General features: G+C 69.9%; 14 protein-coding genes. 10 read left to right on the top strand and 4 right to left on the bottom strand.

The window, feature by feature from the left end; translation table 11 throughout:
• Window positions 1–25 precede the first annotated feature (25 nt).
• Window positions 26–448: an RDD family protein gene (locus CLV46_RS08350; RefSeq protein WP_100364343.1), complete on the bottom strand. Its 423-nt coding sequence runs from the start codon at window positions 446–448 to the stop codon at window positions 26–28.
• A gap of 137 nt (window positions 449–585) precedes the next feature.
• Between CLV46_RS08350 and glnA the strand changes: the two genes are divergently transcribed.
• The 3 genes from glnA (at window position 586) to CLV46_RS08335 (ending at window position 2,898) form a co-directional block, all read left to right on the top strand.
• Complete coding sequence (gene glnA, locus CLV46_RS08345) at window positions 586–2,010, top strand: type I glutamate--ammonia ligase (RefSeq protein WP_100364342.1); 1,425 nt, start codon at window positions 586–588, stop codon at window positions 2,008–2,010.
• Window positions 2,011–2,179: 169 nt separating this feature from the next.
• On the top strand, window positions 2,180–2,569 hold the full coding sequence (locus CLV46_RS08340) for a DUF2510 domain-containing protein (RefSeq protein ID WP_100364341.1): 390 nt from the start codon (window positions 2,180–2,182) through the stop codon (window positions 2,567–2,569).
• Between the two features lie 74 nt (window positions 2,570–2,643).
• Window positions 2,644–2,898 (top strand): glutaredoxin domain-containing protein, encoded by a 255-nt coding sequence (locus tag CLV46_RS08335; RefSeq protein ID WP_100364340.1) that lies wholly within the window; start codon window positions 2,644–2,646, stop codon window positions 2,896–2,898.
• Window positions 2,899–2,902: 4 nt separating this feature from the next.
• Here the strand turns inward: CLV46_RS08335 and CLV46_RS08330 are convergent, their stop codons facing one another.
• Window positions 2,903–5,821, bottom strand: coding sequence for a bifunctional [glutamine synthetase] adenylyltransferase/[glutamine synthetase]-adenylyl-L-tyrosine phosphorylase (locus tag CLV46_RS08330; RefSeq protein WP_100364339.1), 2,919 nt, complete (start codon window positions 5,819–5,821; stop codon window positions 2,903–2,905).
• Between the two features lies 1 nt (window position 5,822).
• A complete protein-coding gene (locus CLV46_RS08325) occupies window positions 5,823–7,160 on the bottom strand; it encodes a glutamine synthetase family protein (RefSeq protein ID WP_100364338.1) in 1,338 nt (445 codons plus the stop codon).
• Between the two features lie 156 nt (window positions 7,161–7,316).
• Here CLV46_RS08325 and panB point away from each other — a divergent pair, with 156 nt between their 5' ends.
• Together panB and CLV46_RS08315 are read left to right on the top strand one after the other, a co-directional pair.
• The gene (gene panB, locus CLV46_RS08320) at window positions 7,317–8,132 is read left to right on the top strand and encodes a 3-methyl-2-oxobutanoate hydroxymethyltransferase (protein ID WP_100364337.1); all 816 of its coding nucleotides are present in this window, start codon (window positions 7,317–7,319) and stop codon (window positions 8,130–8,132) included.
• 4 nt (window positions 8,133–8,136) lie between these two features.
• Window positions 8,137–8,979: a DUF72 domain-containing protein gene (locus CLV46_RS08315; protein ID WP_100364336.1), complete on the top strand. Its 843-nt coding sequence runs from the start codon at window positions 8,137–8,139 to the stop codon at window positions 8,977–8,979.
• 30 nt (window positions 8,980–9,009) lie between these two features.
• Here CLV46_RS08315 and CLV46_RS08310 read toward each other — a convergent pair whose 3' ends face one another.
• The gene (locus CLV46_RS08310; protein ID WP_100364335.1) at window positions 9,010–9,180 is read right to left on the bottom strand and encodes a methionine aminopeptidase; all 171 of its coding nucleotides are present in this window, start codon (window positions 9,178–9,180) and stop codon (window positions 9,010–9,012) included.
• A gap of 32 nt (window positions 9,181–9,212) precedes the next feature.
• On the opposite strand from CLV46_RS08310, the gene map reads away from it, so the two are divergent.
• The 5 genes from map to kdpB all read left to right on the top strand — a co-directional run bounded on the left by map (window position 9,213) and on the right by kdpB (window position 15,057).
• Window positions 9,213–10,085 carry a type I methionyl aminopeptidase gene (gene map, locus CLV46_RS08305; RefSeq protein ID WP_100364334.1) on the top strand — a complete coding sequence of 291 codons (873 nt, stop codon included), beginning with the start codon at window positions 9,213–9,215 and terminating at the stop codon, window positions 10,083–10,085.
• Between the two features lie 11 nt (window positions 10,086–10,096).
• Window positions 10,097–10,894, top strand: a complete 798-nt coding sequence (gene ppgK / locus CLV46_RS08300) for a polyphosphate--glucose phosphotransferase (RefSeq protein ID WP_245866655.1) — start codon at window positions 10,097–10,099, stop codon at window positions 10,892–10,894.
• Between the two features lie 232 nt (window positions 10,895–11,126).
• Window positions 11,127–11,216 (top strand): potassium-transporting ATPase subunit F, encoded by a 90-nt coding sequence (locus CLV46_RS08295; protein WP_100364332.1) that lies wholly within the window; start codon window positions 11,127–11,129, stop codon window positions 11,214–11,216.
• Window positions 11,216–12,907 carry a potassium-transporting ATPase subunit KdpA gene (kdpA, locus tag CLV46_RS08290; RefSeq protein ID WP_100364331.1) on the top strand — a complete coding sequence of 564 codons (1,692 nt, stop codon included), beginning with the start codon at window positions 11,216–11,218 and terminating at the stop codon, window positions 12,905–12,907. Before CLV46_RS08295 ends, kdpA begins: the two co-directional genes overlap by 1 nt.
• A gap of 2 nt (window positions 12,908–12,909) precedes the next feature.
• A complete protein-coding gene (gene kdpB, locus CLV46_RS08285; RefSeq protein WP_100364330.1) occupies window positions 12,910–15,057 on the top strand; it encodes a potassium-transporting ATPase subunit KdpB in 2,148 nt (715 codons plus the stop codon).

Here is a 15,057-nt window from a genome sequence, read left to right as displayed (position 1 = left end):
CACCTCCACGGTGCGGACGACGTCGTCAGCGTCGGACGAGCACCGTGCCGACGAGCCGGTCGTGCATGCCGCGCTGATCGCGATCCCAGATGAGCGCCGGAATCGCGAGGCACAGCAGGGCGGTGCGCACCACAGGACGCCAGACGCCCAGGTAGCCACCGGCGACCGGCACGACGCGCATCCCGAGCAGCAGATGCCCGATGCCGCCGCCGAGCAGCACGAGCAGCACGATCTGCTCCGTCGCGAACACCAGGGTCGTCGCGAGCGCGTTGATCTCGAGCCACCCGAGCGGCGAGAAGAACGCAACCGAGACGAGCGTCGCGATCGCCCAGTCGATGGCGATCGCCGCGATCCGACGCCCGGGACGGGCGATCGATCGGGCTCCGTCCTCCGGCAATCCCAGCCGCCGACCGGGCCAGTCCGCCGACGCGGTCGTACTCGTGCTCACCAGAGCATCCTAGGTCGCCGCCCACGTGTAACACGGTCGAAACAATCGCGTCACTACGGCGAAACGGCCTCCCCCTAGCGTCGACCATGGCTGCATCTCGCGGTCGCTCTCAGTACCAAACCCAGGAGACGCTTCACATGTTCAGTGACTCATCCGAGGTGCTCAAGTTCATCAAGGACACGGACGTCGTCTTTCTCGACATCCGTTTCACGGACCTCCCCGGGGTCCAGCAGCACTTCAACATCCCGGCCTCCACGGTCGACGAGGACTTCTTCACCGTCGGCCAGATGTTCGACGGCTCCTCGATCCGCGGCTTCCAGTCCATCCACGAGTCCGACCTGCAGCTGATCCCCGACGTCACCACGGCGTACATCGACCCGTTCCGCGCCGAGCGCACCCTCGTCGTGCTGTTCGACATCTACAACCCGCGCAACGGCGAGATCTACTCGCGCGACCCGCGCCAGGTGGCCAAGAAGGCCGAGAAGTACCTCGCCTCCACCGGAATCGCCGACACCGCGTTCTTCGCCCCCGAGGCCGAGTTCTACATCTTCGACGACGTGCGCTACGAGGTGAAGCAGAACAAGAGCTTCTACGAGGTCGACTCGAGCGAGGGCGCCTGGAACAGCGGTCGCGTCGAAGAGGGCGGCAACCTCGCCAACAAGACCCCGTTCAAGGGCGGCTACTTCCCGGTGAGCCCGGTCGACCAGCACGCCGACCTGCGCGACGACATCGTCGTGAAGCTCATGGAGGTCGGCCTCGAGGTCGAGCGCTCGCACCACGAGGTCGGCACCGCCGGCCAGGGCGAGATCAACTACAAGTTCGACACGATGGTGCACGCCGCGGACGACATCCTGAAGTTCAAGTACATCGTCAAGAACACGGCGGCCGAGTGGGGCAAGGTCGCGACCTTCATGCCGAAGCCGCTCATGGGCGACAACGGGTCGGGCATGCACACGCACCAGTCGCTGTGGAACGAGGGCAAGCCGCTGTTCTACGACGAGCAGGGCTACGGCGGCCTCTCCGACATCGCGCGCTGGTACATCGGCGGCATCCTCAAGCACGCCGCCGCGGTCGCCGCGTTCACGAACCCGACGGTCAACTCGTACCACCGCCTGATCCCCGGCTTCGAGGCCCCGGTCAACCTGGTCTACTCGGCGGGCAACCGTTCGGCGTCGATCCGCATCCCGATCACGGGCACCAACCCGAAGGCGAAGCGCATCGAGTTCCGCGCCCCCGACAGCTCGGGCAACCCGTACCTCGCGTTCGCGGCCCAGCTGATGGCCGGCATCGACGGCATCAAGAACAAGATCGAGCCGCACGAGCCCGTCGACAAGGACCTCTACGAGCTCCCGCCGGAGGAGGCCAAGGGCATCCCGCAGCTGCCCGGCTCGCTCGACGCCGCGCTCCTCGCGCTCGAAGCCGACCACGAGTTCCTGCTCGAGGGTGGCGTGTTCACGCGCGACCTCATCGAGACCTGGATCGACTACAAGCGTGAGAAGGAGCTCCTCCCCTTCGCGCAGCGTCCGCACCCGTTCGAGTACGAGCTGTACTTCGGCGTCTGACGCTTCCCGTACGAACGGGCCGCATCCTCCGGGGTGCGGCCCGTTCGTCGTTTTTGAGGTGATTCACTTCACCCCCACGAACTTGGGCCGTGGCTGTCGCCCGCGTCCGTCGATGCCGTCGCTACCCTGTGCAAACAGACGACGTGTCGACGAGAGAGACGGAGCCCAGGTGGCTGATGCGCAGGCAGGCTGGTACGACGACGGATCGGGAACGATGCGGTGGTGGGACGGCGAGAAGTGGACGGACTCAGTACAACCGCCCGCGCCCGCCCCGGCCGGCATCGGCGGTGTCATCGAGCGAGTTCAAGCGGAGGCCGTCGCGGGTGCTCAACCCCGACCCGCGCCGGCCGGGATGAGCTACGTCGTGCTTCAGGTCGTGCTCAAGGAGAAGTTCTTCGGCACCGGCTCCGGGAATCTGACCGAGCTGGAGAAAGTGATCAACAAGCAGGCAGCGTTAGGGTACCGCCTGCACACGATCACCACGGCGTCGTCGGGGTCCGCCGGTTTCGGCGGCGGTGACCGGATCCAAGCCACCATGGTGTTCGAGCGCCTCACCTGAGACCAGCGCCGCTCCGGGCGGAGAGGCCCGGGCGCACAGCGGGCTGTAATCCGCCGGTATCTACGATCGGGTACATGCTCGACAACTCCATCCAGATGTACGGCGCGGACTGGTGCCGCGACTGCCTCCGCACCAAGCGCCAGCTCGACGGACTCGGGATCGCGTACGACTACATCGACGTGGAGCAGAGCGCCGACGCGGCGGATGCGGCGAAGCGGATCTCCGGGCGCACCAACATCCCCGTCGTCGTGTACGCCGACGGCAGCCACCACGTCGAGCCGAGCAACGCCGACGTCGAGGCGAAGCTGCGCGAGCTGCAGCTGATCTGACTCGTCAGGTCGCGGGACGGGCCGGGGCGCCGTAGAACCGGCGGTCGAACACCTGACGGGCGAGGCGCGTCGTGCGCAGGTAGTCGTCCTCGAGGCGGCTCGCGGAGCCCGGCGGGTACTCCAGCAGGCGGGCGACACCTTCGAGCTGCACCCGGTCGGTGGGCAGCACGTCGGCCGTCTTCGCGTTCCACAGTGTGAGCGCCGATCGCGCCCGTGAGGCGAGGATCCACGCGTCGTGCAGGCGTGTGGCCTCGTCGGCCGGCACGAGCCCGGCGTCCGTCGCCGCGGCGAGGGCGCGCAGCGTGGATGTGGTGCGCAGCTCCGGGATGCGCGCCGCATGCTGCAACTGCAGCAGTTGCACGAACCACTCGACGTCGCTGAGGGAGCCGCGACCGAGCTTCAAATGGCGGGACGGATCCGCGCCCTGCGGCAGACGTTCCGACTCGACGCGGGCCTTGATGCGCTTGACCTCGCGCACCGCCTGTTCCTCGATCGCCTGCGGATAGCGCACCTCGTCGGCGAGCGTCTCGAAGTCGCGCAGCAGCTCCGGATCCCCGACGGCGCCGCGTGCGCGCAGCAGCGCCTGCGCCTCCCAGGTGAGCGACCAGCGCCGGTAGTAGGCGCGGTAGGAGTCGAGCGACCGGATGATCGCCCCGTTCTTGCCCTCGGGACGCAACCCGATGTCGAGGTCGAGCGGCAGCCGCAGGTCCTCCGTCAGCCGGTTCAGGCCGCGCACGACCGCCTCGGCCCGGGCTTGCACGCTCTCCTCCGGCGCATCGGTGCGCCGGTACACGTAGACGACGTCGGCGTCGGAGCCGAAGCCGAGCTCCTCGCCGCCGTACCGCCCCATCGCGATGATCGCGAACTCGAAGCCGTCCCGCTCCCGGTCGTGCAGCAGCGCAAGCATCCCGGAGAGCAGCGCGGTCGTGACGTCGCTGAGTGCCCGGCCGAGCTCCTCAACGGAGACCGCGCCGAGCACCGCGCCGAGCGCGGCCCGCAGCACCTCGCGGCGTCGCGCCGTGCGCAGCGAGAGCGCCGCGGCGTCGATGTCGTCGTGGCGCGAGGCGATCGCCGCCGACTCGTCGAGCAGCGCGCGCAGCGGACGCGGGCGCAACTGGTCGTCGTCGTTCTCGAGCCAGGCGGCCGCGTCGGGGATGCGCTCGAAGAGGGCGCCGATGAACCGGGACGCCGACAGCACCTGCGCGAGGTGCCGGGCGGCGGCGGAGGAGTCGCGCAGCATCCGCAGGAACCAGTACGCCTCGCCGAGGTCCTCGCTCAACCGGCGGAACGCGAGCAGACCGTAGTCGGGGTCCGCGCCCTCGGAGAACCACTGCAGCATGACCGGCAGCAGCGTCCGTTGGATCGTCGCCCGTCGTGACACTCCCCCGGTGAGCGCGGCGATGTGCCGCAGCGCGCCCTGCGGGTCGACGAACCCGATGGCGGCGAGGCGCGCCGCGGCCTGCTCGCTCGACAGCGCGAGCGACTCGTCGGGCAAGGCAGCGACGGCGGAGAGCAGAGGCCGGTAGAAGAGCTTCTCGTGCAGTGAGCGCACCGCCGTCTTGGTGCGGTGCCACGCCTCGATGAGTTCGCTCGCGGAGGCGAAGATGCCCGTCGCGCGGGCGAGCACGCGCACGGCCTCGGGGTCCCTCGGCATGAGGTGCGTGCGCTGAAGCTTCGAGAGCTGGATGCGGTGCTCGAGCAGGCGCAACAGCCGGTAGTCGCGAGCGAACTCGGCGGCCTCCACGCGTCCGATGTAACCGCCCTCGGCGAGGGCGTCGAGGGCCGGCAGCGTACCGGCGGCGCGCACCGCGGGGTCGTGCTGCCCGTGCACGAGCTGCAGCAGTTGGATCGTGAACTCCACGTCGCGCAGGCCGCCCGGCCCGAGCTTGAGCTGCACGTCGACCTCGTCCGCCGGGATGTGCGCGGTGACGCGCTCCCGCATCCGCTGCACCGACTCGACGAAGTTCTCGCGCGACGCACTCGACCACACCTTCGGGGCGACGCCCGCGAGGTACCGGTCGCCCAGGTCGCGGTCCCCGGCGAGCGGACGTGCCTTCAGCAGGGCCTGGAACTCCCAGCTCTTCGCCCACCGGTCGTAATAGGCCAGGTGCGACTCGAGGGTGCGCACGAGCGCGCCGTCCTTGCCCTCGGGGCGCAGGTTGGCGTCGACCTCCCACAGCGCCGGTTCGATCGCGAGGTCCTGGATGGCGCGCATCGTGTGCATCGCGAGTCGCGTGCCGATCTCGACGGCGCGGTCGTTCGCGAGGCCCTCGGCCGCCTCGACGACGAAGATCACGTCGACATCGCTCACGTAGTTGAGCTCGCGCGCTCCGGCCTTGCCCATGCCGATGATCGCGAGGCGCACGCGCGCGACGTCGTCGGCCGGGAACCGCACGTCGTGCCGGGCGACCGCGAGCGCGGCGTCGAGCGCGGCCCCCGCGAGGTCGGCCAGGCACCCGGCCACGGCGTCCACGGCGGCGAGCGGGTCGGGCTGGCGCACATCCCACGCGGTGATGCGCGCGAGTTCCCTCCGGTACCTCAGCCGCAACGCGACCCACGCGTCCTCCCCCGACAGGCCCTCCACCGCATCCGCGAGCGACGCCGTCAGCGCGTCGGCGGTGGGCAGCCGGTCGATCGGCTGTCGCAGCGCCTCGAGCGCGTCCGGACGGCGCACGAAGAACGCCGCGAGTCCCGACGACGCCCCGAGCACCCGGATCAGCCGATCGGCCGCGTCCTCATCCTCGAGCAGCGGCGTCGCGTGCTCCCCGAGCTTCTCCAGCCAGTCGAGCGCCGCATCCGGATCGGCGGCGTGTGCGAACAGCGGCACCACGCCGGCGTCGAGAGCCGCGACCCGTTCCCGATTGCCGCTGAGCTCGACGAACCCGAGGCGGGCGAGGTCGCTGAGGGTCTGCGTCCGGGGCATCTCAGAGGATCTCGAGGTTCCTCTCGAGCTCGTACGGGGTGACCTGCGCCCGGTACTCGCGCCACTCGCGCCGCTTGTTGAGCAGCACGAAGTTGAAGACCTGCTCGCCGAGCGTCTCGGCGACGAGCTCGGAGTCCTCCATGAGCGACAGCGCGTGGTCGAGGCTCGCGGGCAGCTGCGCATAGCCGAGGGCGCGCCGCTCGGCGTCGCTGAGGCTCCACACGTTGTCCTCGGCCTCGGGCGGCAGTTCGTAGCCGCGCTCGATGCCGCGCAGGCCCGCCGCGAGCATGACGGAGAACGCGAGGTACGGGTTCGCCGCGGAGTCGATGGCGCGGTACTCGACCCGCGAACTCTGCCCCTTGCCGGGCTTGTACAGTGGCACGCGCACGAGCGCCGACCGGTTGTTGTGACCCCACGTGACGAAGCTGGGCGCCTCGTCACCGCCCCACAGGCGCTTGTAGGAGTTGACGAACTGGTTGGTGATCGCGGAGATCTCGGGGGCGTGCGTCAGCAGACCGGCCACGAACTGCCGGCCGATCTTCGACAACTGGTACTGGCCGCCCGCGTCGAAGAAGGCGTTGGTGTCGCCCTCGAAGAGCGACATGTGGGTGTGCATGCCCGACCCGGGCTCCCCCGACAGCGGCTTCGGCATGAACGTCGCGTAGACGCCCTGCTCGATCGCGACCTCCTTGATGACCGTGCGGAAGGTCATGATGTTGTCGGCCGTGGTGAGCGCGTCGGCGTAGCGCAGGTCGATCTCGTTCTGACCGGGGCCCGCCTCGTGGTGGCTGAACTCGACGGAGATGCCGAGGTCTTCGAGCATCCGAACGCTGCGGCGACGGAAGTCGTGCGCCGTGCCCCCGGGCACGTTGTCGAAGTAGCCCGCCGAGTCCACCGGCTCGGGGGCACCGCCCTCGAACTTGCTCGACTTGAGCAGGTAGAACTCGATCTCCGGATGCGTGTAGAACGTGAAGCCGGCATCGGCCGCCTTCGCGAGCGTGCGCTTCAGCACGTTGCGGGGGTCGGCGACGGCGGGCTGCCCGTCGGGCGTCGTGATGTCGCAGAACATCCGGGCCGTGGGGTCGATCTCGCCCCGCCACGGAAGGATCTGGAACGTGCTGGGGTCCGGATGCGCGAGCACGTCGGCCTCGAAGGAGCGGGTCAGCCCCTCGATGGCCGAGCCGTCGAATCCGAGGCCCTCGGCGAACGCGCCCTCGACCTCGGCGGGCGCGATGGCCACGCTCTTGAGGGTGCCGACGACGTCGGTGAACCACAGTCGAACGAACTTGACGCCGCGCTCCTCGATGGTGCGGAGAACGAAGTCGCGCTGCTTGTCCACAAAGCTCCTCTACGACGGTCCGGATTTCGGGATGGATCGCTCGTTCAGGCTACTTGGTCCGCGTCTTCGCCGCGCGTCGTCGAGGGACGAGACGACGACGGTGGGTCGGCCCACGGCGGCGCCGGATGCGGCGGGGGCCGCGCCTAGACTGGCGCCATGGCAGACGCAGTCGTCAAGAGGGTCCGCACCCGGCACTTCCAGAACGCGAAGGCGCAGGGCATCAAGATCACGGGGCTCACGAGCTACGACGCCCTCACCGCGTCGATATTCGACTCCGCGGGCATCGACTTCCTGCTCGTCGGGGATTCGGCCGGCAACACGATGCTCGGCTACGACACCACGCTGCCGGTCACGATCGACGAGCTCATCCCCCTCACCCGCGCGGTGTCGAACGCCGTGCGCCGTGCGCTCGTCGTCGCCGACATGCCGTTCGGCTCGTACGAGACCGGGCCGGACGAGGCGCTGCACACGGCGTTCCGCTTCATGAAGGAGGCGGGCGCGCACGCCGTGAAGCTCGAGGGCGGGGAACGCAGTGCCGAGCAGATCCGCCGCATCGTCTCGGCGGGCATCCCGGTGATGGCGCACATCGGCTTCACCCCGCAGAGCGAACACGGGCTCGGGGGCCACGTCATCCAGGGACGCGGTGCGCAGGCCGAGCGCCTTCTCGCCGACGCCCGCGCCGTGCAGCAGGCCGGCGCGTTCGCGGTCGTGCTCGAGATGGTGCCGGTGGACGCCGCACGGCGGGTCACCGAGGAACTGCACATCCCCACCATCAGCGTCGGCGCGGGCCCGCACGCCGACGGGCAGCTGCTCGTCTGGACCGACTGGGCGGGCCTCACCGGGGGTCGCATCCCCAAGTTCGTCAAGCAGTACGCCGACCTGCGCTCGGTGCTGACGGATGCGGCGCAGGCGTATCGCGCGGACGTCGAGTCGGGCGTGTATCCCGGTCCCGAGCACAGCTACGACGACTGAGCCGGTGGCCGACGCGCGCATCGGGATCTCGGGGTGGACGTACGCCCCGTGGCGGGGCGTGTTCTATCCGAAGGGCGTGCGGCAGCGCGACGAACTCGCGTACGCGTCGCAGCGGCTCACCTCGATCGAGATCAACGGGTCGTTCTATTCGCTGCAGCGCCCGACGAGCTGGCAGAGCTGGCGTGAGCAGGTTCCCGACGACTTCCTCTTCGCCGTCACGGGGCCGCGCTACATCACGCACATCAAGCGGCTGAAGGACGTGCGCGCCGCGACGGCGAACTTCTTCTCCAGCGGGGTGCTCGCTCTCGACGGCAAACTCGGTCCGCTGCTGTGGCAGCTCTCCCCCACCCACCGTTTCGACGCGGACGAGATCGACGCGTTCCTCACCCTGCTGCCACGCACGACGTTCGAGGCGAAGGCGCTCGCGCAGGAGCGCGAGGACCGCATGCAGGACCGCACCTGGTTCGACGTCACCGTCGACCGGCCGTTGCGGCACGCGGTCGAGGTGCGGCACGAGAGCTTCGACACCGCCGAGTTCTTCGCGCTGCTCGAGAAGCACAACGTCGCCTCGGTCGTGGCCGACACGGCGGGCAAGTGGCCGTACCTCGAGCGGATGACGGCGGATTTCGCCTACGTGCGCCTGCACGGCGACGAGGTGCTCTACGAGAGCGGCTACGACGACGAGGCGCTCGACCGGTGGGCCGACAAGGCCCGCGGATGGTTGGGCGAGGGCCGCGACGTGCACGTCTACTTCGACAACGACATCAAGGTGCGCGCCCCCTACGACGCGATGGGGCTCCTCGGCCGTCTCGCCGCGTGGGATCCCCGAGCCGAGCCGATGGGCTGAGTGGCGCCCGGCGACTGGCGCGCGGCGGGCTCAGCGCCCCCGGGCCTCGTCCTCGGCCCACTTGCGGGCGCGCTCCCGCGCGATCTCCGGAGCGCGCTGCGCCTCCTCGCGCGAGGCGAAGGGACCGTCGCGATCGCTGCCGAGCGACTTCGGGCCCTCTTCGACCTCACCGGTCTTGTGGTTGTACCACCATTGCGTCATGGCGACCTCCCGCTCTCACTAGGCTTGATCGTATGCCCCGAGACGAGCGCGGACACCTCACGCCGGGCCGGATCTCGGCCCGCCGACCCGTGCCCGCCTCGATCCCGCGGCCCGAGTACGTCGGCAAGGACGCGCCGAGTCCGTACGGTGGTCGCGACGTCTACGACGCCGAGACGATCGAGCGCATCCGGGTGAGCAGTCGCATCGCCGCGGGCGCCCTGCAGGCCGCCGGCGCGGCCGCGCGACCCGGTGTGACGACGGATGAGCTCGACCGCATCGCGCACGAGTACCTGCTCGACCACCACGCGTATCCGTCGACCCTCGGCTATCGCGGGTTCCCCAAGTCGTCCTGCACCTCCGTCAACGAGGTCATCTGCCACGGCATCCCCGACGACACCGTGCTGCTCGAGGGCGACATCGTCAACATCGACGTGACCGCCTTCCACGACGGGGTGCACGGCGACACGAACGCCACCTTCACCGTGGGCGAGGTCTCCGACGACGTCGCGAAGCTCGTCGACGCCACCCGCGAAGCGCTCGCGCGCGGCATCAAGACGGTCGCCCCGGGACGGCAGGTCAACGTGATCGGGCGCGCCATCGAGTCCTACGCGAAGCGCTTCGGTTACGGCGTCGTACGCGACTACACCGGCCACGGGGTCGGTGAGGCGTTCCACAGCGGGCTGATCATCCCCCACTACGACACCGACCGGTTCGACACCGTCATGGAGCCGGGCATGGTCTTCACGATCGAGCCGATGCTGACCCTCGGTGGCGGCACGGAGTGGGATCTCTGGGCCGACGACTGGACGGTCACCACCCGCGACCGCAGCGCCTCGGCGCAATTCGAACACACCCTCGTCGTCACGGAACGTGGCGCCGAGGTGCTCACGCTCCCTGAGGCATGAAAGGCGACCCAGTGACGACTCTCGCGATCGGCATCGACATCGGCGGCACCGGCATCAAGGGGGCGCTCGTCGATGTCGACAGCGGCGAACTCCAGGGCGCCCGGTTGAAGAAGCCCACCCCGCGCGGCGGACGACCCACCGACATCGTCGAGGTCGTCGTGCAGCTCGTGACCGAACTGCTCGCAGAGGTCGACGGCGCGGATGTGCCGGTCGGAGTCTGCTTCCCCGCCGTCGTGCTGCACGGGCGCACCATGTCGGCGGCGAACGTCTCCAACGAGTGGATCGGCCTCGAGGCGGAGGCGCTGTTCGAGAAGGCCCTCGGGCGCAACATCCACTTCGTCAACGACGCCGATGCCGCGGGCGTGGCCGAGGTGCGTTACGGCGCCGCGCAGGACACCCGCGGGCTCATCCTGCTCACCACCCTCGGCACGGGCATCGGCAGCGCCCTCATCCTCGACGGCGACCTCGTGCCGAACACCGAGCTGGGCCACCTCCTCCTCGACGGTCGGGATGCCGAGAAGCGCGCGTCGTTCGCCGCGAAGGAACGCGGGCGGCTCAGCTGGAAGCGCTGGGCCGGTCGACTGCAGAAGTACTACGCGCACCTCGAGATGCTCTTCTCCCCCGACCTGTTCATCGTCGGCGGCGGTGTCTCGAAGCACCACGAGCAGTTCCTGCCGCTGTTGACGCTGCGCGCCCCGATCGTGCCGGCCGCGCTGCGCAACAACGCGGGCATCCTGGGCGCCGCCGCGCTCGCCGTGCCACGGGTGCGGCCCGATGCGGGGTCGGCCGCCACCGACCAGTGGTCGTGACCGACACACCGACCGCCTGACGGTGTGAGCCGTCCGTTCGGGAATCCTCCGCCGGCGTGAGGAAACCGTCAGGACCGGCAACGGATGCTCCACGCGGGGGTTGCCTGAGGGGGTGAACATCTCTTCCCCCGTTGCGTGCGCGGGCGGTCGTCGTGCTTGACGTCGTCTACGTGCTCGCGATCCTGCTCCTGCTCGGTCTCGTCTCGCTGGTCGCGCGGGGGGTGACCCGGCTGTGATCGTCGTGACGATCGCCGCCGCCGTGCTCGCCGTCGCGACCCTCGCCTACCTGGTTGTCGCCCTGCTGCTCCCGGAGCGATTCTGATGGGCGGGGGAAACGCGCCGGCGTGGGTGCTCGCCGCCGCGCAGTTCGCCACGGTCGTGCTCATCCTGGCGCTGGCCTATCGCCCGCTGGGCGAATACATGGCGCGCGTGTACACGGGTGAGCGTCACCTCCGTGTCGAGAAGGGGCTGTACCGCCTCATCGGCGTCGACGGCTCGCGTGAGCAGAGCTGGGGCGCCTACCTGCGCGGCGTGCTCGCCTTCTCGCTCGTCGGGATCCTGCTCGTCTACGCGCTGCAGCGGACGCAGACCGTGCTGCCGTGGGCGCTCGGACTGGAGGCGCCGTCGGAGGCGCTCTCGTTCAACACCGCCGTCTCGTTCGTGACGAACACGAACTGGCAGTCGTACGCCCCCGAGCTCACCGTCGGCTACACCGTTCAGGCCGCCGGTCTGGCCGTGCAGAACTTCGTCTCCGCGGCCGTGGGCATGGCCGTCGCGATCGCGCTCGTGCGTGGCCTCGCCCGTCGCGGGTCGGAGACGATCGGGAACTTCTGGGTGGACCTCGTGCGCGGCACCGGCCGCATCCTGCTGCCCCTCGCGCTCGTGGCCGCGGTACTCCTCGCGGCGGGCGGCGTCATCCAGAACGTCGTGGGATTCCGGGAGGTGGAGACGCTCGCCGGCGGCACCCAGACGATCCCGGGCGGTCCGGTCGCCTCGCAGGAGGCCATCAAGCTCCTCGGTACGAACGGCGGCGGGTTCTTCAACGCGAACTCGGCGCATCCCTTCGAGAACCCGACGGCGTGGACCAACCTGCTTCAGGTCGTGCTCATGCTGCTCATCCCGGTCGCCCTCACACGCACGTTCGGGGCGATGGTCGGCGACCGCCGCCAGGGCTACGCGGTACTCGGGGTCATGGCCGCGCTCTTCACCGCGTCCCTCGCCGCCATGACCGCCTTCGAGCTCGCCGCCGGCGGCTCGGCGACCCAGGCGGCCGGAGGCGCGATGGAGGGCAAGGAGGTGCGGTTCGGCATCGGCGCCTCCACGCTGTTCGGCACGACGAGCACGATCACGTCGACGGGAGCCGTCGACGCGATGCACGACAGCTTCACGCCGCTCGGCGGCGCGATGGCGATGGTCAACATGATGCTCGGCGAGGTGGCGCCCGGGGGCGTCGGGTCGGGGTTGTACGGCATCCTGGTCGTCGCGATCCTCGCCGTGTTCGTCGCGGGACTGATGGTCGGACGGACGCCCGAATACCTCGGCAAGAAGATCGGTCCGCGGGAGATCAAGCTCGCGAGCCTGTACCTGCTCGTGACTCCGACCCTCGTGCTGCTCGGCACCGCGCTGAGCTTCGCCATCCCGGCGGTGCGGGGGGACATCGAGGCGACCTCGATCTGGAACCCCGGACTGCACGGCTTCAGCGAGGTGCTCTACGCGTTCACCTCGGCGGCCAACAACAACGGTTCCGCGTTCGCCGGTCTCACCGCCAACACGCCGTGGCTCAACGCCGCCCTCGGAGCCGCGATGCTCCTCGGACGGCTGCTGCCCATCGTCTTCGTGCTCGCCCTCGCCGGGTCGTTCGCGGCGCAGCAGAAGGTGCCGGTCAGCCCCGGCACTCTGCCGACCCATCGCCCGCAGTTCGCTGGGCTGCATCTCGGCACCGTCGTCATCGTCTCGGCACTCACCTACTTCCCGGCGCTCGCGCTCGGGCCCCTGGCGGAAGGACTCTCCTGATCATGTCGACCCTCACCGAACGCCCCGCGCCGGCCGTCGCGCCCATGGCACCCCGGGGTCCACGACGCTGGAGCGCTCGTCAGGTCGTCGACGCACTGCCGGGTGCGGTGCGCAAGCTCGATCCGCGCCGCATGTGGCGCACTCCCGTCATGTTCGTCGTGGAGGTCGGAGCGGCGCTCACGACGCTCATCGCGATCGTCCAGCTCGTGTCAGGCCCGCAGCCCTCGGGCGGTTCGCCGATGCCGGTCTCGTTCACCGCCGGGATCACGGCATGGCTTTGGGCGACCGTGCTCTTCGCCACGCTCGCCGAGTCCGTGGCGGAGGGCCGCGGCAAGGCGCAAGCGGAATCGCTGCGCGCGACCCGCTCGAGCACGACCGCCACGGTCGTCGTCGACTACGACGCGGCGCTCGACGCCGCTGCGACCCGCGTCACGACACGAGCGGTGGCGTCCGCGGAGCTGCAGCTCGGCGACACCGTCGTCGTCACGGCCGGTGAGCTCATCCCCGGAGACGGCGACATCGTGTGGGGCATCGCCTCCGTCGACGAGTCGGCCATCACCGGCGAGTCGGCCCCCGTCATCCGCGAGTCCGGAGGCGATCGCAGCGCGGTCACCGGCGGCACGCGCGTGCTCTCCGACCGGATCGTGGTGCGCATCACGAGCACGCCCGGGCAGACCTTCGTCGACCGCATGATCGCCCTCGTCGAGGGCGCGTCGCGTCAGAAGACCCCGAACGAGACCGCACTCGACATCCTGCTCGCCACCCTGTCGATCGTCTTCGTGGTCGTCGTGCTCGCGCTGAACCCGATGGCGTCGTACGCGGGCGCGCCGGTGAGCGTGCCGGTGCTGGTCGCGCTGCTCGTGTGCCTCATCCCGACCACGATCGGCGCGCTGCTCTCGGCGATCGGCATCGCGGGCATGGACCGGCTCGTGCAGCACAATGTGCTCGCCATGTCGGGTCGTGCCGTCGAGGCGGCGGGCGACGTCACGACGCTGCTGCTCGACAAGACCGGCACCATCACGTACGGCAACCGCCGTGCCGCGGAGTTCGTGCCCGTGGGCGGCACCGACGCGGCGGAACTCGCGGTCGCGGCGGGCGTCGCGTCCTCGAGCGACCCGACCCCCGAGGGCACCTCGGTCGTCGAGCTCGCCGCCGCACTGGGGCACACCGTTCCGCCGGCGCCGTCCGCCGCGGTCGTCGTGCCGTTCACGGCGCAGACGCGGATGAGCGGACTCGACCTCCCCGACGGGCGGCAGGTACGCAAGGGCGCCGGATCCGCCGTGCTCGGGTGGGTCACCGAGACCGATGCGCTCGACACGGTAGGGCGCGCCGAGATCGACGATGCCGTCGCGCGGATCTCCCGCGCCGGCGGTACTCCCCTCGTCGTGGCCGAGCGGGTCGGCGGTCGTTCCCGCGTGCTCGGCGTCATCCACCTCAAGGACGTCGTGAAGGAGGGCCTGTCGGAGCGCTTCTCGGAGCTCCGGGCGATGGGCATCCGCACGGTCATGGTCACCGGCGACAACCCGCTCACCGCCGCGGCGATCGCCCGCGAGGCCGGAGTGGACGACTTCCTCGCCGAGGCGACGCCGGAGCAGAAGCTCGCGCTCATTCGGCGGGAGCAGGAGGGCGGACACCTCGTCGCGATGACCGGCGACGGCACCAACGACGCGCCCGCCCTCGCGCAAGCGGATGTCGGCGTCGCGATGAACACGGGCACCTCGGCCGCGAAAGAGGCCGGCAACATGGTCGACCTCGACTCCGACCCCACGAAGCTCATCGACATCGTGCGCATCGGCAAGCAACTGCTCATCACCCGCGGCTCGCTCACGACGTTCTCGATCGCGAACGACGTCGCGAAGTACTTCGCGATCATCCCGGCCATGTTCGCGGGCGTCTTCCCGGGTCTCGAGGCGCTCGATCTCATGCGGTTGAGCTCCCCGGCGTCGGCCATCCTGTCGGCGATCGTGTTCAACGCGCTCGTGATCATCGCCCTCATCCCGCTCGCCCTGCGCGGCGTGCGATATCGAGCGGCGGATGCCTCGAGCATCCTCGGCCGCAATCTGCTCGTGTACGGACTCGGCGGGCTCATCGCCCCGTTCGTCGGCATCAAGCTCATCGACCTCGTCGTGAGCCTCATCCCCGGATTCTGA

This window comes from Diaminobutyricimonas aerilata (genome assembly GCF_002797715.1).
In the GTDB taxonomy this organism is placed as follows: domain Bacteria; phylum Actinomycetota; class Actinomycetes; order Actinomycetales; family Microbacteriaceae; genus Diaminobutyricimonas; species Diaminobutyricimonas aerilata.
The sequence above is the reverse complement of the archived record's forward strand: the minus strand, read 5'-3'. Positions and strand labels throughout refer to the sequence as shown.